Below are 19,787 nucleotides of genomic sequence, written 5' to 3' on the forward strand. Positions count from 1 at the left end.
AAGGAAGATCGGCAAAGTACAACCCCAAACGTAATGACAACTTAATGAGGTAACTGCCACATGTGAGGCACCTAGGGCATTGCTGTCTCGATTTTGAGCACGATGCCTTCCGCCTTGCATGGGCCGTTCCATCCCGCCCCTGCAGCAACTGTCTCACGGGCTCATTGAAAACCGCATAGCACCCCAACGTCAGCACATCACCCACGGCAAGCACATCACTCACGACAACCAACACATCAACAAACAGCACGAACATCAACCGATTGGAGAAGCTATGACAAACCACCACGCTGAAGACGGCGATAAGAAAAGCATTCTGGATGCCCGCATTGAGCGAGCATATGCAAACGAATATGACGCCGCCTTTGCCGCCGCGACCATCAAGAACTACGCGTCGCTACCGCTCGCGACGATCTTGGCCGACCACCCTCAACTGCTGAAGCGCTGCACAAAGATCATGGGCGACCCCGACATTCGCAAGCTGACAGACCCCTATGCCCCAAAACGCGGCAACGATTCGTACGTTCTTGCCGTAGGCTGCCTAGCCCATATGCTTACGGCGCTCGACACGAAACTCAAGCTCGAATGGGAACCCGACGAGCGTCATGAACTCGAAAGCAAGCGGAACACCCTGCGCACCGCACTGTTCCTTCCGTTGGACGGCCTCAAGCGCTGCAACGTCGAGCTCAATACACAGGCGCGGCAAAAGCCCGGGACCACGGGGCAGAAAACTCCAAGACCCCATGCGGCCATCGTCGACCGCAACCGATATAACCGCATGACCGCGCACTTTTCCGCCGAGGGAGCAGCCATAAGGACGCTGATCGACCTGCTGTGCCTCCTGAGCATCAACGAGCTATTTGAGGGCTATCTCGCCCTTGTTCCCGCGACGGCACCCAAGTCGGTAGCAAAGATCATCGAGACCTGCAGACGCCAGTTTGAGCGCCATCGCAATGGCAGCGAGATGAACGCCAGCATCGCGCAGTACTACGCGGCTCATTACAAAAATGACGGATGTGCCCCTGTCGAGCATCAGCTGCGGCTCGCCTACACCACGCCCGTCGCAACGCTCCATCGCTTTGGAGCCCTTGGCGCTTGCGAGCCGTACGAACAGGCAGCCTGCCCCACAACCGAGCTCGATCTCAGGCTCGGACGAACCCTGTAGCCCGCCAGCCCCTCCGCGGGCAACAATCCTATTCCACAACACAACCAACAGAAAGGAGTCCTCATGGACACCAATCATTCCCCCATCATCAGCCCCCTCACCATGCGTGAATCCGCCCGAGGTATCACGCTCACCAGCATTTACGATGAGATGCTCGCCCGTCGCGAGCTCTCCGTCATGGGAAACATCGAAACCCCGATGGCCCACGACCTATGCCAGCAGATCCGCCTGCTCGATGCCGCCGACCCCAGCCGCCCCATCACCATATTTGTCGCCAGCGCCGGCGGAAGCGTGCGATCGGGTCTTGCGATCTATGACGCCATGCGCCTCGCATCGTGCCCCATCCGCACCGTCTGCCTGGAATTCGCCGCGTCCATGGGCGCCGTGATCTTTATGGGCGGCGACGATCGCCGTATGGCGCCCCATGCAGAGCTCATGATTCACGACCCGCTGATCCCCCAGGGGGCAGGCGGCTCGGCACTTGCGCTGCAGGAAACCAGCCGGCGTCTCATGCAGACCCGCAAGACCCTCACGCAAATCCTCTCGGACCGCAGCGGCCTCACGCCCAAGCGCATCCAGTCCCTCACCGCAAAAGACACCTACCTTTCGGCCGAGCGCGCCGTCGAGCTCGGCTTTGCCCACGAAATCCTCTCGACCACCAAGGAGGTCGCCCATGTCTAACCTCACCAGCCGCCTCGCCGCATCTGAGTCCGCATCGTCCACCATCCTCGCCAAGGATCGAATGCTTTCCTGCGACACCCGCCAAACGGGACTCAACAACAACGCACTTGTGATCGGCCCCTCGGGAGCCGGCAAGACCCGAAACGTCCTCAAGCCCAACCTGCTGCAAATGAACGCAAGCTACATCGTGCTCGACACCAAAGGCACGCTCTGTCGCGAAGTGGGACCCGTGCTGGCAGCCCACGGCTACCGCGTGCAATGTCTCAACTTCGCCGACCTCAACACCGTCCCGGCCCTTGCGCCCGGCATCGAGCGCTGCGGCTACAACCCCCTGAGGCACATTCGCCGCAAGGCGGACGGCAGGCCCAACCAGCAGGACATCCTCTCGGTGGCAAAGGCCATCTGCCCCATCGAGGACAACAACCAGCCTTTTTGGGATCATGCGGCGGCAAACCTGCTGTCGTGTCTTATCGCCTACGTCACCGAACAGCTACCCGCCGACGAGCAGACGATCAGCTCGGTCATCAAGCTGATCGAGCACCTGCAGGACGGTGCCACGGGTCGATTGTTTGACGACCTGATCACGATCGACCCCCAAAGCTATGCCCTCTCGATATGGCGGCGCTACGCCATTACGCAAAATGCCGAGCGCATGCACGCGAGCATCGTCGGCATCCTTGCCGAAAAGGTCATGTGTCTGGGATTCGACGGTGCGGCACAGCTCTATCGTGAGTGCCATCAGGTGGACTTCGCTTCCATGGGACACACCCCCTGCGCCCTATTTGTAACCGTGAGCGATATTGACCGCAATCTCGATCCGCTGACCGGCCTCTTTATTTCGCAGGCGTTTATGGGCCTCATTCGTGAGGCCGATAGGCAGCCCGACGGCAGCCTGCCCGTGCCCGTGCGCTTTATGCTCGATGACTTCGCAAATCTGCAGATCCCCCAGATCGACAACGTGCTCTCGATTATCCGAAGCCGCAACATCTGGGCAACGCTGCTGCTGCAGTCGACCAACCAGCTCGATGCGCTCTATGGCGAGGCACGCGCACACTCCATCATGGGCAACTGCGACACGCATCTGGTGCTGGCGTTCCAGGATCCCGAGAGTGCCCGGGTGTTTTCCGAACGCGCCGACGCGCTGCCCAGCACGCTCATGGCGACGCCGATCGATCGCTCGTGGCTCTTTGTGCGCGGCCACACTCCCGAACAGGTCGAGCGCTTTAGGCTCGAAGACCATCCGCTCTACGGGGAGCTGCCCGAGGCGCAGCGAGACCATGCGGAGGCCGAGATCTAGGCGCAGGGTTCTCGCGGCGCGCGGCGCCCCGGCGATGTTCCACAAAGGCCGTGCGCCCCGGGACTACGGCAAAGCAAAGGGGCCCGCATCCGATAGGATACGGGCCCCTGACTATAAGGCGCGATGCGTTAACAGCAGCGACTACTTACGATGCGCGCGATAGAACTCGATGAGCGCCTGGGTCGAAGCGTCCTGCTCGGCCTTGGCGGCGTCGTCGTGGAAGGCCGGGGTAATCTGCTTGGCAAGCTGCTTGCCCAGCTCGACGCCCCACTGGTCGTAGGAGTCGATGCCCCAGACCGTGCCCTCGACAAACGTGATGTGCTCGTACAGGGCGATGAGCTCGCCGAGTGCGAACGGGGTCAGCGTGTCGCCGAAGATCGAGGTCGTCGGACGGTTGCCCTCAAAGCAGCGGGCCGGGACGATCTGCTCGGGCGTGCCCTCGGCACGGACCTCGTCGGCCGTCTTACCAAAGGCGAGTGCCTTGGTCTGGGCCAGGAAGTTGCCCAGGAACAGCTCATGCACGTCCTGGCCGCTATCGGTCGCAGGGTTGGCGGTATTGGCGAAGGCGATGAAATCGGCCGGGACCACCACGGTGCCCTGGTGCAGCAGCTGGTAGAAGGCGTGCTGACCGTTGGTGCCGGGCTCGCCCCAGAAGATCTCACCGGTGTCGGAGGTCACGGCGCTGCCGTCCCAGCGGACGTGCTTGCCGTTGGACTCCATGGTGAGCTGCTGCAGATAGGCCGGGAAGCGGTGCAAGTACTGGCAGTACGGCAGCACGGCGTGGCTCTTGGAACCGAAGAAGTTGACGTACCAGACGTTGAGCAGGCCCATCAGCGCGACGGCGTTGTTCTCGAGCGGGGTATTGCAGAAGTACTCGTCGATGGCGTGGAAACCCTCGAGGAACTGCTGGAAGCGCTCGGGGCCGAGCACGACGATCAGCGACAGACCCACGGCGGAGTCAACGGAATAGCGGCCACCGACCCAGTTCCAGAAACCAAAGGCGTTAGCGGGGTCGATGCCGAAGGCCTCGACCTTGTCGAGTGCGGTGGAAACGGCAACGAAGTGCTTGGCCACGGCCTCGGCGTTCTGCTCATCGGAGCCGTCGATGGCACCCTGAGCCTTGAGCTGCTCGAGCATCCAGGTCTTGACCTCGCGAGCGTTGGTGAGGGTCTCGAGCGTGGTGAAGGTCTTGGAGACGATAATCACGAGCGTGGTCTCGGGATCCAGGCCCTTGAGCTTCTCGGCTTGGTCGTTGGGGTCGATGTTGGAGATATAGCGGCAGTCGATACCGGCGTCGGCGTAGGGACGCAGGGCCTCGTAAGCCATGACCGGGCCCAGGTCGGAGCCGCCGATGCCGATGGACACCAGATGCTCGATCTTCTTGCCGGTAACGCCCTTCCACTCACCGGAGCGCACGCGCTCGGCAAAGGCGTACATGCGGTCGAGGACCTCGTGCACGTCGGCGACGACGTCCTGGCCGTCGACGATGAGCTGGCCCTTCTCGGTTGCCGGGCGGCGCAGCGCGGTGTGCAGGACGGCACGGTCCTCGGTGGTGTTGATGTGCTCGCCGGAGAACATGGCGTCGCGGCGCTCCTCGAGCTTCACCTCGCGGGCAAGATCGCACAGCAGCTTGACGGTCTCATCGGTCACCAGGTTCTTGGACAGGTCGAAGTGCAGGTCACCGGCGTCAAAGCTCAGCTTGTTCACGCGCTCTGCATCGGCAGCGAACCAGGCCTTGAGGTCGATACCTTCGGCCTCGAGCTTCTCCTGATGAGCCTCGAGCGCCTTCCAAGCGGCGGTCGACGTAGCGTCGATAGGTGCGGCAACAGTTGCCATAAAGTCCTCCTCAACATACGGGCGCAAACCTCCATGCGCCCGGATAATCAGATGCCCCTATTCTAGCGCAGGTCAAGACCGTAATCAGCGAGCGTTGCCAATCCGCCCCCAAACGGCGACCGACCAAAAAGGGACAGGTTTATTTTGGCAGGTCAAACGCTTTACCTACCAAAAATAGCCCATCTCTTTATGGCAGACATTAGGCCGCGGCGCACACGCTGCCGAGCAACTCGCGCAGAGGAGACCCAATGCCCTCAAGCAGTTCGGGAGCGATAATGGCAAAAACGGGAACCTCACCGGCCCCCACGACAGCAGGCACTTTGCCCTCCGAGACAATGCATCCATAAGGGACAAAACCGTCTTCGCCGGCATCGAGCGCCGCCATGCGACGCGCGAGTTCGCGCGCAAAGCCAGCAGTATCGGCATCGCCGATCGCCAGGACAAAGTCCGCGCCTTCGTCGGTCGCCAGGGCCACGGCCTCGTCGATCAGCTCGTCTCCCCCGTCGCCCTCAACCGAGCCGCAACGAAAAAGCACGCGCTCGAGCAGAGCTCGGTCAAGCGAGCCGAGCGCCGCCGAGACAAGCTCATCGCGCGTATGTTTGTCGCCACCCAGCACCACCAGCGCCTTGGTGCCGCCGTAGTGAGCGACCAATCGTCCACACCAGCGAGCCACGTCTCCATCCGCAACAAGGCGCGTCGGCATACCAAACCCATAGTTGACCATTATCCCCACAACCCTTCCGTGCTTTATGGTGGTATCGATCGTTAGGCTCATGCTACGAAGCGAGGTTTTCCGGGCTGTTTCGCGCTCTTTAGCGCTGCGTTAAAACCCGATGCAACCGCCCGACCATACCTGCCAAAAAGGGACAGGTTTGTTTTGGTCGGTCAAGCGTTTTACCTACCAAAATAAACCTGTCCCTTTTTGGCAGGTTTTGACGATGTCCGGACGAGCGGGTATTATCGAACATGTATTCGATAAGAACATGTGTTTGATGGGAGAACGCGTGGGGCACGGGCGTCACACCTATATCTGCATCGACCTCAAGACGTTTTACGCCAGCGTCGAGTGCGTCGACCGCGGGCTCGATCCGCTCACCACCCACCTGGTCGTTGCCGACGAATCACGCGGGCGTACGACCATCTGCCTCGCCATTACCCAGGCCATGAAAGACCTCGGGATACACAACCGCTGCCGTCTGTTTGAGATTCCCGACGGCATCGACTACATCAAGGCCGTACCGCGCATGCAGCACTACATGGAGGTGTCGGCGCAGATCTACGGTATCTACCTTGAATACGTGAGTCCGCAAGACGTTCACGTCTACTCAATTGACGAGTGCTTTATCGACGTGACACCCTATCTAGAGCTCTACCATACCAATGCCAAAAGCTTTGCCTGCATGCTGCGCGATGAGGTCCTCGCGCGCACCGGCATCACGGCGACAGTCGGTATCGGCCCCAACCTATTCCAGGCCAAGGTCGCGCTCGACATTACCGCTAAGCACGTACCCAGCCGCATCGGCATACTCGACGACGAGACCTTTCGCAAGGAGATCTGGCCCCATCGCCCCATCACCGATATCTGGGGTATCGGCCCCGGCGTGGCAGCCCGCCTCGAAAAGTACGGGGTATACGATCTGATGGGTGTCGCCGCGCTCGACGAAAACCTGCTTTACGACGAACTCGGCGTCAATGCCGAGTATCTCATCGACCACGCCTTTGGGCGCGAGCCGACAACTATCGCCGATATTCAGGCCTATCGCCCGCAGGCAACTTCAACCACCACAGGACAAGTGCTCTCGAAGGGTTATGCCTACGAGCAGGCCTACACCGTCTTGCGCGAGATGGTCGATGCCGCCGTACTGGACTTGGTCGATAAGCACGTGGTCTGCGACAGCATCTCGCTCTTTGTGGGCTACGCGAGCGAGCGCGCCGACATACGCCGCCTCGACGCCAGCGGCACAGCGCAATATGTAGACGGATGCGGACATTTGCGTTCGAGCACGTCGAGCATCGAACCCGCCGCAACCGCCGGCCCCGAGCTCGCACCCCGTGCACCCAAGCCCGTCCAGCGCGATGACGAACGACGCCGTCTGGTGCGCGAGGCACAGGCAATCGACGGCATCTTTGTGGGAGAGCATGGCGGCAAACCGCGTGGCGGCTATGCCGCGCTCTTTGCGCACTCTAACGCTTCGCGCAAGCTGCCCGAGCGCACCAATTCGTTTAAGAAGATCATGGGCTATTTCGATGAGCTCTGGGCGCAGACCGTCGATCCCAAACGGCCGGTCAAGCGCATCAATTTGGGCTTTGGCAACCTCATGCCCGAGGAATTTGCCACCATCGATCTGTTTAGCGATGTTAAGGCCGATGAACGCGAGCGCGACCTGGCCCGCGCCGTTCTGGCCGTGAAGGGCAAGTACGGCAAGAACGCCCTAGTCAAGGGATTAAGCTTTACCGCCGGCGCCACCGCACGCGAACGCAACGATCAGGTAGGAGGACACCGTGCCTAAGGCCCAACAACAGCCGATGCGGCCGCCGACACCTTTTGAACGCCTGGCGGACCCCGATGGAAGGCGTCGCGCCGCCGACCCCAGGCTCACCGCCAACGGTGCCGTTCGCGCCAACCGCGCCGCGCAGTTTATGCCCTTTGCCGCCCTCACAGGATACTATGAGCTCGTGCGCAAACAAGAGATCTCTGTTGAGCCCAAATGCGAACTCACGGAAGAAAAAGCCCTCGAACTTTCAAAAAAGCTCGAGGGCCTCAAACGCGGCGACTTGGTGCGCGTCACTTATTACGATACATACGGCTATCGCAGCCGCACCGGCATTCTCGACGAAGTGCTCCCCGCGTTCAAGCTGCTCAAACTCCGAGACATCGCCATCGGCTTCGACGATATCCAAGACATCGAGCTTCGCGGCCGAGCCTAAGCGCAAGCGTACGCCCGGCCCTACGGCTTTATGACGTAATAGCCCGCATCCCTCACGGCAGCCTCAAGCACCTCACGATCGATCGGGTTTTTAGAACGGATGCACGCCGTGTGGTCTGTATACGTCACCGTGGCCCAAATGTCATCGAGAGCGTTGAGGGCGTTCGTCACATTTTGCGCGCAGCCGCGGCAGCTCATACCGCCAATAAGCAGTTCATCGCTATAGGGATAGTGAGACACATCGGTGTCCGCGACCGCGACCCTCTTGATCTTCTTTCTGCCCGCCCCATCGCCGCAACAGCATGTGCCATGCGTCGATGCGACAATACGCCGGAATCCAAAAAATAAGCCGGCGGCAATTACGGCAAGCACAATGATGTTTGCAGTTTTCTGCTATGTCAGCCACATAAAGCAGCTACGAGATGTTGCCCAAAAACGCCTTGGTGCGCTCGCTCTTGGGATGGTCGAAGACCTCGCTCGGCGTGCCCTCCTCCACGATAACGCCGCCGTCCATAAAGACGACGCGGTCAGCGACGTCGCGGGCAAAGCCCATCTCGTGCGTCACCACGATCATCGTCATGCCGTCACGCGCAAGATCGCGCATGACGCCAAGGACGTCGCGGACGAGCTCGGGATCAAGCGCCGACGTAGCCTCGTCAAAGAGCATCACGTGCGGATTCATCGACAGGGCGCGGGCGATGGCCACGCGCTGCTGCTGGCCGCCCGAAAGCTGGCTCGGCATAAAATCGATGCGCTCGGCCAGACCGACCTTGGTCAGCTCCTCGACGGCAATCTTCTCGGCCTCTTCCTTGCTGCGCTTGAGCACCTTTTGTTGCGCAAGCATGACGTTCTTTTTGACCGACAGGTGCGGAAACAGATTGAACTGCTGAAACACCATGCCCAAGTGCGTACGCACCTTATTGAGGTCGACGCCCTTGGCGCACACATCCACGCCCTCAACGACAATCGAGCCGCTCGTGGGCTCCTCAAGACGGTTAATGCAGCGAAGCATCGTCGACTTGCCCGAGCCCGAGGGGCCCAGGACCACGACGACCTCACCCTTGTGCACATCCAGATCGATGTCGCGCAGGACCACGTTATCGCCAAAGGCCTTCTGGAGATTCTTGATGCTGACGACGACCTCGTTCGAGTTATTGGTTTCGCTCATAATAGAACCTCCTTACAGGCCTGCAATATGATCGGCGGGTGTCGCGACAACCTGTCCGGCGCTCTTGGTGGGACGCTTCTTTTTGGTTTCGGCCGTCCCCAGAAGCCTCGCCTCAAGACCGCTCACCAAGCGCGCAAGCGGCAGGGTAATGACCAGATAGAACAGAGCGGCAACCACATACGGCGTGATGGAGCCCGTCGTCGCCACGATGGTGCGGGCGTTCATGACGATCTCGACCACGCCCACGGCGGCGAGCAGCGACGTATCCTTGTAAAGCAGGATAAACTCGCTGGTCAGCGTAGGCAGGACATTGCGGAACGTCTGCGGAATCATAACGTAGAGCAACGTCTGGAAAGCATTCATGCCCAGCGAGCGGGCAGCCTCGTTTTGGCCCTTGGGAATCGACTGAATACCGGCACGGAAGATCTCGCACAGGTACGCAGACGAGTTCATGGCCATGACGATAACGCCCAAGACGTAGTCGTCCACCTTGACGCCGGCAAGTGGCAGGCCAAAGAACGCGATATAGATCTGCAGGAACGCCGGCGTACCACGGATGATATTCACGTAAATGCCGGCAAGACAGCGCAGGATGCGCGACTTGGAGATGCGCATGAGCGACAAGGCAAAGCCAAAGGGGATTGCCAGCGGAAACGCCACAAGCACGATCGAGAGCGACATAAGGAAGCCCTTAAATACGACCGGCAGGCTCTGGACCAAAATGACCGGGTTCAAGAACAGGCGCAGGAACATATTGGAATTCCAAGCCTCGACCCACGGCTGTTCCTTAAGATCGGCCTGGAAGTTATCGAAGGCCGTCACGCCCTTAATCTCGACGGAAGGAATCTTGGAAATCTTCTTGGTCGAACCGTCGGCGAGCGTATAGGTGCCGCTAAAGGCCTCGTCGCCGCCTTCGACGGGGAAGGTCACGCCGTACACCTCGACACGGAAAAAGCCGCCGGCAGGCGCCGTCTCGCCAAAGTCGATCTTGAGCGTCTGGCCATCAGCCGTGCACGTGGGCTTCATGGGTGTGCGATCCATGAGGTCCTCGCCCGAGAGCATCGTCAATCGCGTGTCATCGGTACCAAACGTCGTGCCGTCGACAAACGTCAGCGAAAGACCGCTCAGCTCCTCGTCGGCATCGGCCTGAACTTCCCAGGTAATGCGTGTCTCGGTGCCGCCGACCACATCGCTGCCCGAACCGGTGTTGGGTCGGGCGGTAATCTTTGCGGTCTCAAGCGCTTGGGCAGTCGAGGGCGCAGATGCCCCCACACACACCAGCGCGAGCGCCACGGCCATGACACAGGCTAGCTTTTGGAGCAAGGCGGGTAGTGAAGAACGCTGCTCCGCGGCCCCTTTGTTCAGTCGAGACAAGGTGGCTCCTATCGTAGAAGTTGCCGGCAAAAAGAGACGGAAACACTCTCCGTCGAGAGAGGCGCAAAGGCCCTCTCCGCTAAACGGAAAGGGCCCACACGCAATCAAGTATCTGTTTACTTGATGTTGTACTTAGCCATGAGGGCGTCAACGGTACCGTCGTCGGTCAGGTCCTTGATGGCCTGGTTGATGTCGTCCTTGAGCTTGGTATTGCCCTGGTTGATGGCGATGGCATACTCCTCGCCGGTGCTGATCTGCTTAACCGTATGGCAGGTGTTGAACTGCTCGGCGGTCAGCTGGCTGGCAACGGAGCGGTTGGTGACCACGGCGTCACCCTTGTCGGACTGCAGGGCGCTGAAGCACTCGGTAGCGTCCTTGTAGGGGACGATCTTGGCCTTGGGGAAGTTCTCCTGGGCAAAGGCCTCGGCGGTCGAGCCAGATTGGACGATAATGGTAGCGTCGGCATTGTTGAGCTTCTCGCTGTAATTGTCGGCCGTGATGTCGGTGTTATCGACCTTGGTCACGATAGCCTGATCGTCCATGTAGTAGGAATCGGAGAAAGCGACTTCCTTCTCACGCTCGGGCGTGTCGGTGATAGCCGCAATGGAGACGTCATACTTGGCGCCCGAAGCGACGCCCGGAACCAGCGTGTCGAAGTCGTTGTTGACGTACTCGACATCCAGGCCCAGCTTGTCGCCGATAGCCTTGATGAGCTCAAGGTCAAAGCCCTGATAATCGCCGTTGTCATCCTTGTACTCAAACGGAGCGTACTCGGCAGAGGTGCCGACGGTCAGCGTACCATCCTTGACGAGCGCGTACTCCTTGGAGCCGTCGACCTTCTCGACCTTAGCGTCGTCAGAGCTGCTGGAACCGGCATCAGAACCAGAGGTGGCGTTGGACGAGCCGCAGCCCGTCAGTGCGAGGGCGAGCGCCATGGCGCCCGTGGCGGCAAATGCGCCAAGCTTCTTCAGCTTCATAATCAGTCTCCTTCCAATGGCCCCATGTGATTCAGGGGCCTGCAAAAACTGAGGGCTATTATGCACCCGCGTGAGAGAATCTGCAATTAGAAAACTGATTGAAACAAACCCATAACGTGAATGGAACACTCCACTTTATGACAGTCATTACTGCTGCAATGACCTTAATAGTTTAATTTCAGCCGCATAACCTGCAAGTTCGTTCGGCGTTTCCAAAATGAATGGCAGTGATCGCAGGCGGCTATTCGATACAATATTCTGCATAACTTGCATTCCACCGCCAAGTTCCTCGCTGCTGAGGTAACCCTTGCCGATGCACTCATGCCGGTCCTTATGGGCACCGCGGGGATTCTTGGAATCATTGATATGCACAGCGCGCAGGCGCTCGATACCCACCACACGATCGAACTCGTCGAGCACACCGTCAAGATCTTGGACGATATCATAGCCGGCGTCATTTACATGGCAGGTGTCCAGGCAAACGCCCAGCTTGGCCGACAGCTCGGGGCGCCTGTCAGCAACGCCCTCGATGATGATCGCCAGTTCCTCAAAGCTGCGGCCCACCTCGGTGCCCTTGCCAGCCATGGTCTCGAGCAGCACCGTCGTCTGCTGGCCCTCAAACATCACCTGGCACAGGGTGTCGACGATCATCTGAATGCCGGCGTCGGAGCCCTGTCCCACATGCGCACCGGGATGGAAATTGTAGTAGTTACCGGGCAGCGCTTCCAGACGCTGCAGATCCTCAGCCATGGCCTCCAGGGCAAACTCGCGCGCCCGCTCTTTGGCCGAGCAGGGGTTATAGGTATACGGAGCATGGGCCACGAGGGGACCAAAATCGTTTTGTTCCATAAGCTCGCGCAGGGCCGCCACGTCATCCATGTCAAGGTCTTTCGCCTTGCCGCCGCGCGGATTGCGCGTAAAGAATGCAAAGGTATTGGCGCCAATGGATAGCGCCGTCTCCCCCATCGCCCGATAGCCCTTCGTCGTGGATAGGTGACACCCAATCGTCAGCATCCCCAGCTCCCCCTCATCAGTTACGGTGAAATAGTTCCTGTTGATGCCTTATTCTGCCGCAAACAGGAACTATTCCACCGCAAGTTATAAAAGGGTCATCAGAGATGCGTGACGCCAAGCACTGCGGGCGCCGGCGTCATGATCCCCTACGCGCCAGCGTCAAGTTCTAGAAGGTCAGACGGATTGCATCGATAATACGCGCACAACGCTGCGTGGCGGCAAGGGGCATGACGGGACTCTCGAGTTTTCCCGCCCGGATGAGCTGGGTCGCATGCTGGATTTCGCCGTAGAAATCATCGACCTCAAACGGGGCATTTATTTCGAGCATTCGTCCGTCGGAGTACTTCACATGGGCGAGCTCGGGGCGATGGAGGCGCTCGATTTCCAACGAGCCCCGCTCGCAGGCAATCGTTAAGCGGCTTTCATATGCTGCTTTGCCGTCGCACGCCATATGAATGGGTACGCCGCCGACGCTCATATGGATCTCATCGGCCCAATCCACGCGGCCGCCCGATACGTCACGCCAGCGAACTTCACGAGACAAAACATCGCACGCGCCCGCGAGCAAAGCCTCAAACCAACCGACTGCATAGCAGCCCATGTCATATAGGCAGCCGCCTTGCAAAGGGTCGAGCAGATAACCCGAAGGAGTCTCGCCGTAATCGAGCTTTTGCACACTCTCAATCGAGACAATGCGGCCAAGCTCTCCCGACGCAAGCAGGCCCTTCACGCGAGTGCGTATCGGACAAAACCGATTCTTCATCGCCTCCATAAACAGTACGCCGCACTCGCGAGAGGTGGAGGCAATCGAGAGGGCCTCTTCCTCACTCAGAACGGCCGGCTTTTCGCACAGCACGGCCTTTCCGGCACGCAGGGCGCGACAGGCCCAGTGCGCATGCATACCATGCGGAAGAGCCAAGTAGATTGCGTCGACATCGGGATCGGCGATCAACGCGTCATAAGCCGTATCGCCGTTATCGTCAGCCAGGGCATAGCCATGGGCGGCATCGATCGAAAACGCTCGGCAAAATTCCTCGACATGCGCAGGAGTGCGGCCGGCCGCAGCCACCAGCCGTGCCCCATCAACCTCCTTGAGCGACGATGCAAATCGATGCGAAATGCGCCCCGCGCCCAAAACGCCCCAGCGAACATCACGCGAATCATCACGTAAACCTCGATCGACCAAGATAACCCCCATCAGTTGCGGTGGAATAGTTCCTGTTGATGCCTTATTCTGCCGCAAACAGGAACTATTCCACCGCAAGTTATAAAAGGGTCATGAGGAGCGCGTTTTGCCGAAGGCCTTAAGCACCGCCGTCACGGGTCCAGGCTGAAAACGGCGGCGTACGTCGTCGAGACGCTCGGGAATATCGATATGCTGCGGGCAGTGCCGCGCGCATTTGCCGCATTTGACGCAATTGCTCACCAACTTGGGCTCGCTTGTGCGCACCGCGCTCGCCGTAAAATACTGCGATAGACCCGTAAACCAGCTGTGCGCATAGCTTGCGTTGTAGGCGGCAAAACACCCAGGAATATTGATGCCTTTAGGACACGGCATGCAATAGCCGCATCCCGTGCAGGGCACGCGATTCGATTTTTCAAACTCCGTCAGCACGTGCGCGATGGCATCGAGCTGAGTAGCTGTCATCGAATCCGGCAGGGCCCGATCGGCCAACGCCGCGTTCTCATCCACCTGCGCGGTATCGGTCATACCCGAAAGCAGCATCGTCACCTGAGGATGATTCCACACCCACGAAAGCCCCCAAGCGGCAGGGGTGCGCAAATGCGGGTCACAGGCGCTATCGAGCACAGCGCGGGCCCGCGGGGGCAGCTTGCCTGCTAGACGTCCGCCCAAAAGCGGTTCCATCACAAACACCGCGAGGCCTCGCTCGGCGGCGGCCATGAGCCCCGCCGTCCCCGCCTGATAGTGCTCTCCAGCGTAGTTGTACTGGATCTGGCAAAAGTCCCACTCATAAGCATCGAGCATCGTGAGGAAGTCCGCCGCACTGCCGTGGTACGAAAAACCGATCTGGCGAATACGCCCCGCAGCCTTTTGGCGCACAATCCAATCCTCGATACCCAACGCCACCACGCGTTCCCACTGGGCGGGCGAGGTGATGTTGTGCATGAGGTAGTAGTCGATATGGTCAGTCCGCAGGCGGCGCAGCTGCTCATCAAAGAAACGGTCGAAATCCTCCGCGCACTTGCACGAGGCGTGCGGCAGCTTGGTCGCGAGCAAAACCTGGTCGCGCAGGCCCAAGCGCTCAAGCGAAGCGCCTACGCAAGCCTCGTTGCCGGGATAAAGATAAGCCGTATCCAGGTAATTTATCCCCTGCTCCACGGCGCGGGAAACGATAGCATCGGCTGTCTTCGCATCGGGGCGTCCCGGCGCACCGGGAAACCTCATGCACCCCAGCCCCAACGCCGAGATACGGTTACCGCTTTTGGGGTCAACGCGATATTGCACTGCCCCTCCTCTCCCCTCGAAGCCCTAATGAGGCGAAACACAACGGCCACGCCATCGAAACACATTGGAATCGCAATCGAGAACGTATCGTAACGCAGCAGAAATCGAGCTGTCACGGCACCGCTTTAACATCAGCAAAAAGCCCGATGAAAGGAGTCGCCTATGCCCGCGCTCGACCTTTGGAACCTCGCATCCCAGCTCAAAAGCACCGATTATCGCTGGATCGACCTCACCCACACGCTCTCGTGCGACACCCCGCACTGGTTTGGCTTTAAGCCATTTGAGTCCACCAAGCTCTTCGACTACCTGCCCGGCACGCCCGAGGATATGCTCGCGCCCATGCGTTGCTTCCAGTATTCGGTCGCCTCGCAGTACGGCACCCACGTCGATGCGCCGCGCCACTTTCATGTTGACGGCCGCTCCCTCGGCGAGATCGAGCCCGTCGAGTTTATGCATCCGCTCTGCGTGATCGATAAGCACGAGGAGTGCGCCGCAAACCCCGACTTTATCCTGACTATCGATGACCTCAAAGCTTGGGAGGACGAGCACGGTCGCATTCCCGAGGACGCTTTCGTCGCCTTCCGCTCCGACTGGTCCAAGCTCGCCGACCTCGAAAACAAGGACGAGGACGGCCAGCCCCACTACCCCGGCTGGGACCTCGACGCCATCAAATGGCTTGTAGAAGAGCGCAACATCGGCGCCATCGGCCACGAGCCGGCAGACACCGACCCCGCATCCGTGACCACACGCGAGGACGCCTACCCCTACCCCGGCGAGCAGTACATCCTCTCGGTTGACCGCTATCAGATTGAGGTCATGGACCATCTGGACGAGCTTCCCGCCACAGGCGCCGTCATCTTCTGCACCTTCCCCAAGGTGCGCGATGGCGTTGGATATCCCGCACGCGTTTTTGCCATCTGCCCCGCGGCATAAGTTCCCATGCATTTGTTCTTCTAAATTCAGCCTCCGGTGTACGCCACATGCCCCAGCGGCATACAATCCATCAGGCGCCCCATATGCGGGCGCCTTTTATATGGGGAGATGATTCACATGCAGATCAACAAGGTCGCCTTTATCGGCAAGGGTGGCGTCGGCCTGCTCTACGGCAGCATGATTGCCAAGACCCTCGGCAACGATGCCGTCGAATACGTCATGGATGACGCGCGTTTCGAGCGCCACGTGGGCGATGCGCTCACCGTCAACGGAAAGCCCTGCGCGCTCAAGTCCGTCCGCGCCAGCGAGGCAACGCCCGCCGATCTGGTCATTCTCACGGTCAAGACGACAGGGCTCGACCAAGCACTCAAGACTATGGAGCGCGTCGTGGGACCCAACACGCTCATCGCCTCGCTGTGCAACGGCATTACGAGCGAGCAAAAAATAGCCGAGCGCTTTGGCTGGAAGCACACCGTCCTGGGCATCTGCCAGGGCATGGACGCCGTATTCCTTAACGGCGCGCTCACCTTTACCAATGCGGGCGAGATTCGCTTTGGCGCGGCAGCAGGCACCGAGCCCGCAACCGTCACCGCCATCGATGAGCTCTACACGCGCTGCGGCATCGCCCATACCGTCGAGAGCGACATTGCGCACCGCATGTGGGCCAAACTCATGCTCAACGATGGCATCAACCAGACCTGCATGGCCTACGGCGGCACGTACGGGAGCGCCACGGAACAGGACTCCGAGCAGCGTCGCTGCTTTGTTTCCGCCATGCGCGAGACACTTGCGGTCGCCAACGCCGAGGGCGTTGAGCTGACCGAGGCAGACCTGACGCAGATGGTGCACCTCATCGAGGGAATCGATCCCGCCGGCATGCCCTCGATGGCGCAGGACCGCATCGCACAACGTAAAACCGAAGTCGAGGAGTTCGCGGGCACCATCTGCCGCCTGGCCGCCAAACACGATATCCAAGTGCCGCAAAACGATTGGCTCTACCAGAGGATTCGCGAAATAGAAAGCAGCTGGTAGCCTCGCCCGCACGGCGACGCGCGCAATGTAAGCAGACAGGCCTTCGCGAGGATCCCATCGCTCGCGAAGGCCTGTCGCATTTAGGCCGAGGCTAAAACTGAGGCTCGTTTTGCGACTCCGGGACCTCGTCCTCGTCATCGCGGCAAAGCACCACGCCGGCGCTTCCCAACAGCGCCGCTGCAATCAAGGCGCTCACAACCACAGGAGCAGCACCCGTAGTGGACTGCAAGCCGGCAACTAACGCCGCCGTCGGACCAAGACATCCGATCAAAAGGGCAACGACGGCAATAGCGACATCTCGAGCGTTCATGGGATCACTTCCTCCACGAGAAAGACCTTGTTTCTCATGACTTAGTGTGCCCCGCGCCCATATGCCCAACGTAGTGCCACGGTAAGGGCTCTGTTAACCCAAATGCATATAAAAACAGGCGCCCCTACATTGCCCGAAAGCTCAGTAAAGACGCCCGTCCATCATGTGCAATCGGTGCCGACAGATTACCAACCGGTGTAGTAATCGGTAGTTCCGGCTGCGCAACCCGAATCGTAAACCTTGCACTCGCCCTTAGAGCCCGTAAAGGTCGAGCCCTGGGACTTATCGCTCGCAGCCACCACGTAGTAGCCGTCGGAATCACGCCAAAAGCCCTCGGAATCCAGCGTCCACTCACCCGTGCGGTGGTGATACAGCACGTTGCTGCTGTAATAGGTCTCGCGACGACCGTTGTAGTTATTGACGCCGCTCGAGCGCGTCAGGCCCGAGCCGTTCGCGTAATACGCAGCAGACGCGTAAGACGAGCCGGAGCCGGCGTTGTAATACGAAGCCTGAACGGCCTCGGCAGCTTCTGCCTCGACGGCCGCAGCCTCGAGCGCCTCGCGCTTAGCATCCTCGAGCGTGGAGCGAAGCTCGTCGAGCTCGGCCGACTTCGCGTCGACCTCCTCCATCGTCAAAAGACTGCCCGCACCGTCGATACAACCCTGCAGTACAGCGCGCTCGTCATCGGTGGCATAGTCACCGTACATGTTCATGATGATCTGCGCGCGGACCTCTAGGGAATCGCGCTTGGCCCCCATCGAGGCGTTCCACTCCTGCATGGAGCCAAAGCCGTCGCCACGATAGTCGACGGGCTGCATCAGGGTCGCCTCGGACGGCGTTGATCCGACCGCGTCGGACAGTGTTGCCGCGTGGGCATCGGTTACGCCGGCACCCACTAAAAGCGCCACGGCAAGCGTGGCAGAAAGGGCGGCGGCCTTCGGTTTTCGTGAATCGATCCTCATGTAGCTGGAAACCTCCGTAGTGAGTTTTTGCTGCGTTTAAGCTGCGTGTGATTCGATCGCGCTGCATAGTACCCCGAGTAAATCGCGACCTGCGGTTTTTCTCAAAAGGTGCACGTCATTTGCGTAAAACTCACATCCTCTCAACAGGAGTTTTCCACAACTCGCATGCATAAAGCATGCCAAAAACCCTGTAATATCGCCCTTCCTATGCAAAAAAGGCGCCTGCGCAACCATTGTTCGCGCAGGCGCCTTGAGCAGGGGTTTTATGCAGTTATACCTATCGAGTCGCAAGGGGCCCTTGCACAAGTCGCCTTACTCGTCCAGCGCAGCAAAGGCCTGCTTCAGATCCCAAATGATGTCCTCGGCGTTCTCGGTACCAATGGAAAGACGGATTGTAGAGGGCGTAATGTTCTGCTCGGCAAGCTCCTCGGAAGAGAGCTGGGAGTGCGTGGTGGTAGCCGGGTGCACGACGAGCGACTTGACGTCGGCTACGTTGGCGAGCAGCGAGAACACCTGCAGGTGGTCGATGAACTTCCAAGCAGCCTCCTGGCCGCCCTTGATCTCGAAGGTGAAGATCGAGGCGCCGCCACGGGGGAAATACTTCTGGTACAGCTCATGGTCGGGGTGCTCGGGCAGGCTCGGGTGGTTCACCTTGGCAACATGGCCGTCACCGATCAGGAACTCAACGACCTTCTTGGTGTTCTCGACATGGCGGTCAACGCGCAGCGACAGGGTCTCGGTGCCCTGGAGCAGGACCCAGGCGTTAAACGGGCTAATGCAGGCGCCCTCGTCACGCAGCAAGATAGCACGGACATAGGTCGCGAAGGCAGCGGGGCCGGCGGCCTCGGTAAACGAGACGCCATGGTAGGAGGGATTGGGCTCGGCGATCTGCGCATACTTGCCGCTCGCCTTCCAGTCAAAGTTGCCGCCATCGATAATCACGCCGCCCAACGAGGTGCCGTGGCCGCCAATAAACTTAGTTGCAGAGTGAACGACGATGTTGGCGCCGTGCTCCAGCGGACGGAACAGATACGGGGTGCCGAAGGTGTTATCGACAACAACCGGAAGACCATGCTTCTTAGCGACCTCGGAGATAGCGTCGATGTTGGGGATATCGGAGTTGGGGTTGCCGAGCGTCTCGAGGTAAATGACCGTGGTGTTGTCCCTGATGGCGCCCTCGACCTCGTCCAGGTTGTGGGCATCGACGAAGGTGGTCTCGACACCAAACTGGGAGAGCGTGTGCTCCAGCAGGTTGTAGGAACCACCGTAGATGGTCTTTTGGGCCACCACATGGTCGCCGGCCTGAGCGAGGGCCTGCAGGGTATAGGTGATGGCGGCGGCGCCAGAGGCGACGGCAAGACCTGCAACGCCGCCCTCGAGCGCGGCAATGCGGTCCTCAAAGACGCCCTGGGTGGAGTTGGTCAGACGACCGTAGATATTACCGGCGTCGGCAAGGCCAAAGCGGTCAGCGGCGTGCTGGGAGTTGCGGAACACATAGCTCGTGGTCTGGTAGATAGGCACGGCGCGGGAATCGGATGCGGGGTCGGCGCTCTCCTGGCCAACGTGCAGCTGCAGGGTGTCGAAACCAAAGGTGTGCTCGGGGTTGTTGATAAACTGGCTCATGATGATCTCCTTGATCGAACA

Annotated in this window: 19 protein-coding genes; 7 read left to right on the top strand and 12 right to left on the bottom strand. The window is 59.8% G+C overall.

Annotated features, from left to right (window positions below; genetic code table 11):
• Window positions 1–274: 274 nt before the first annotated feature.
• The 3 genes from ACTNDJ_RS00290 to ACTNDJ_RS00300 all read left to right on the top strand — a co-directional run bounded on the left by ACTNDJ_RS00290 (window position 275) and on the right by ACTNDJ_RS00300 (window position 3,143).
• Window positions 275–1,165: a hypothetical protein gene (locus ACTNDJ_RS00290; protein WP_427718547.1), complete on the top strand. Its 891-nt coding sequence runs from the start codon at window positions 275–277 to the stop codon at window positions 1,163–1,165.
• Between the two features lie 63 nt (window positions 1,166–1,228).
• Window positions 1,229–1,846 (top strand): ATP-dependent Clp protease proteolytic subunit, encoded by a 618-nt coding sequence (locus ACTNDJ_RS00295; RefSeq protein ID WP_427718549.1) that lies wholly within the window; start codon window positions 1,229–1,231, stop codon window positions 1,844–1,846.
• Entirely contained in the window at window positions 1,839–3,143 is a 1,305-nt protein-coding gene (locus ACTNDJ_RS00300; RefSeq protein ID WP_441063757.1) for a VirD4-like conjugal transfer protein, CD1115 family, read from the top strand. The genes ACTNDJ_RS00295 and ACTNDJ_RS00300 overlap by 8 nt, the downstream gene beginning before the upstream one ends.
• 141 nt (window positions 3,144–3,284) lie before the next feature.
• Here ACTNDJ_RS00300 and pgi read toward each other — a convergent pair whose 3' ends face one another.
• Both pgi and ACTNDJ_RS00310 read right to left on the bottom strand, forming a co-directional pair.
• Window positions 3,285–4,979, bottom strand: coding sequence for a glucose-6-phosphate isomerase (gene pgi, locus ACTNDJ_RS00305; RefSeq protein ID WP_118345572.1), 1,695 nt, complete (start codon window positions 4,977–4,979; stop codon window positions 3,285–3,287).
• Window positions 4,980–5,178: 199 nt separating this feature from the next.
• Window positions 5,179–5,682: an iron-containing alcohol dehydrogenase gene (locus tag ACTNDJ_RS00310; RefSeq protein ID WP_441063755.1), complete on the bottom strand. Its 504-nt coding sequence runs from the start codon at window positions 5,680–5,682 to the stop codon at window positions 5,179–5,181.
• A 235-nt stretch (window positions 5,683–5,917) separates the two neighbouring features.
• On the opposite strand from ACTNDJ_RS00310, the gene ACTNDJ_RS00315 reads away from it, so the two are divergent.
• Both ACTNDJ_RS00315 and ACTNDJ_RS00320 read left to right on the top strand, forming a co-directional pair.
• Window positions 5,918–7,489, top strand: coding sequence for a Y-family DNA polymerase (locus ACTNDJ_RS00315; protein ID WP_441083169.1), 1,572 nt, complete (start codon window positions 5,918–5,920; stop codon window positions 7,487–7,489).
• Entirely contained in the window at window positions 7,482–7,907 is a 426-nt protein-coding gene (locus tag ACTNDJ_RS00320) for a hypothetical protein (RefSeq protein ID WP_441048588.1), read from the top strand. The genes ACTNDJ_RS00315 and ACTNDJ_RS00320 overlap by 8 nt, the downstream gene beginning before the upstream one ends.
• Before the next feature lie 20 nt (window positions 7,908–7,927).
• Here the strand turns inward: ACTNDJ_RS00320 and ACTNDJ_RS00325 are convergent, their stop codons facing one another.
• From ACTNDJ_RS00325 to ACTNDJ_RS00355, 7 genes are all read right to left on the bottom strand, one after another.
• Entirely contained in the window at window positions 7,928–8,146 is a 219-nt protein-coding gene (locus tag ACTNDJ_RS00325) for a heavy-metal-associated domain-containing protein (protein ID WP_441063753.1), read from the bottom strand.
• A gap of 175 nt (window positions 8,147–8,321) precedes the next feature.
• Window positions 8,322–9,074 (bottom strand): amino acid ABC transporter ATP-binding protein, encoded by a 753-nt coding sequence (locus ACTNDJ_RS00330; protein ID WP_022094423.1) that lies wholly within the window; start codon window positions 9,072–9,074, stop codon window positions 8,322–8,324.
• Window positions 9,075–9,086: 12 nt separating this feature from the next.
• On the bottom strand, window positions 9,087–10,448 hold the full coding sequence (locus ACTNDJ_RS00335; RefSeq protein WP_233540353.1) for an ABC transporter permease subunit: 1,362 nt from the start codon (window positions 10,446–10,448) through the stop codon (window positions 9,087–9,089).
• 116 nt (window positions 10,449–10,564) lie between these two features.
• On the bottom strand, window positions 10,565–11,425 hold the full coding sequence (locus ACTNDJ_RS00340) for an ABC transporter substrate-binding protein (protein WP_441063751.1): 861 nt from the start codon (window positions 11,423–11,425) through the stop codon (window positions 10,565–10,567).
• Window positions 11,426–11,572: 147 nt separating this feature from the next.
• Complete coding sequence (locus tag ACTNDJ_RS00345; RefSeq protein ID WP_441063749.1) at window positions 11,573–12,439, bottom strand: deoxyribonuclease IV; 867 nt, start codon at window positions 12,437–12,439, stop codon at window positions 11,573–11,575.
• A 166-nt stretch (window positions 12,440–12,605) separates the two neighbouring features.
• Window positions 12,606–13,625 carry a Gfo/Idh/MocA family protein gene (locus ACTNDJ_RS00350; protein WP_441063748.1) on the bottom strand — a complete coding sequence of 340 codons (1,020 nt, stop codon included), beginning with the start codon at window positions 13,623–13,625 and terminating at the stop codon, window positions 12,606–12,608.
• A gap of 90 nt (window positions 13,626–13,715) precedes the next feature.
• Window positions 13,716–14,906 (bottom strand): aldo/keto reductase, encoded by a 1,191-nt coding sequence (locus ACTNDJ_RS00355; protein ID WP_441063747.1) that lies wholly within the window; start codon window positions 14,904–14,906, stop codon window positions 13,716–13,718.
• A 162-nt stretch (window positions 14,907–15,068) separates the two neighbouring features.
• Between ACTNDJ_RS00355 and ACTNDJ_RS00360 the strand changes: the two genes are divergently transcribed.
• A complete protein-coding gene (locus tag ACTNDJ_RS00360) occupies window positions 15,069–15,839 on the top strand; it encodes a cyclase family protein (RefSeq protein WP_441063745.1) in 771 nt (256 codons plus the stop codon).
• Window positions 15,840–15,956: 117 nt separating this feature from the next.
• Window positions 15,957–16,871 (top strand): ketopantoate reductase family protein, encoded by a 915-nt coding sequence (locus ACTNDJ_RS00365; RefSeq protein ID WP_441063744.1) that lies wholly within the window; start codon window positions 15,957–15,959, stop codon window positions 16,869–16,871.
• Window positions 16,872–16,962: 91 nt separating this feature from the next.
• Here the strand turns inward: ACTNDJ_RS00365 and ACTNDJ_RS00370 are convergent, their stop codons facing one another.
• The 3 genes from ACTNDJ_RS00370 to ACTNDJ_RS00380 form a co-directional block, all read right to left on the bottom strand.
• Window positions 16,963–17,181: a hypothetical protein gene (locus ACTNDJ_RS00370; RefSeq protein ID WP_154517389.1), complete on the bottom strand. Its 219-nt coding sequence runs from the start codon at window positions 17,179–17,181 to the stop codon at window positions 16,963–16,965.
• Between the two features lie 185 nt (window positions 17,182–17,366).
• Complete coding sequence (locus tag ACTNDJ_RS00375) at window positions 17,367–18,143, bottom strand: hypothetical protein (protein ID WP_427747967.1); 777 nt, start codon at window positions 18,141–18,143, stop codon at window positions 17,367–17,369.
• Window positions 18,144–18,455: 312 nt separating this feature from the next.
• Window positions 18,456–19,766, bottom strand: a complete 1,311-nt coding sequence (locus ACTNDJ_RS00380; RefSeq protein WP_441056953.1) for an O-acetylhomoserine aminocarboxypropyltransferase/cysteine synthase family protein — start codon at window positions 19,764–19,766, stop codon at window positions 18,456–18,458.
• Window positions 19,767–19,787: the final 21 nt, after the last annotated feature.

This window comes from Collinsella sp. HCP3S3_D1, assembly GCF_052064015.1.
Taxonomy (GTDB): Bacteria; Actinomycetota; Coriobacteriia; order Coriobacteriales; family Coriobacteriaceae; genus Collinsella.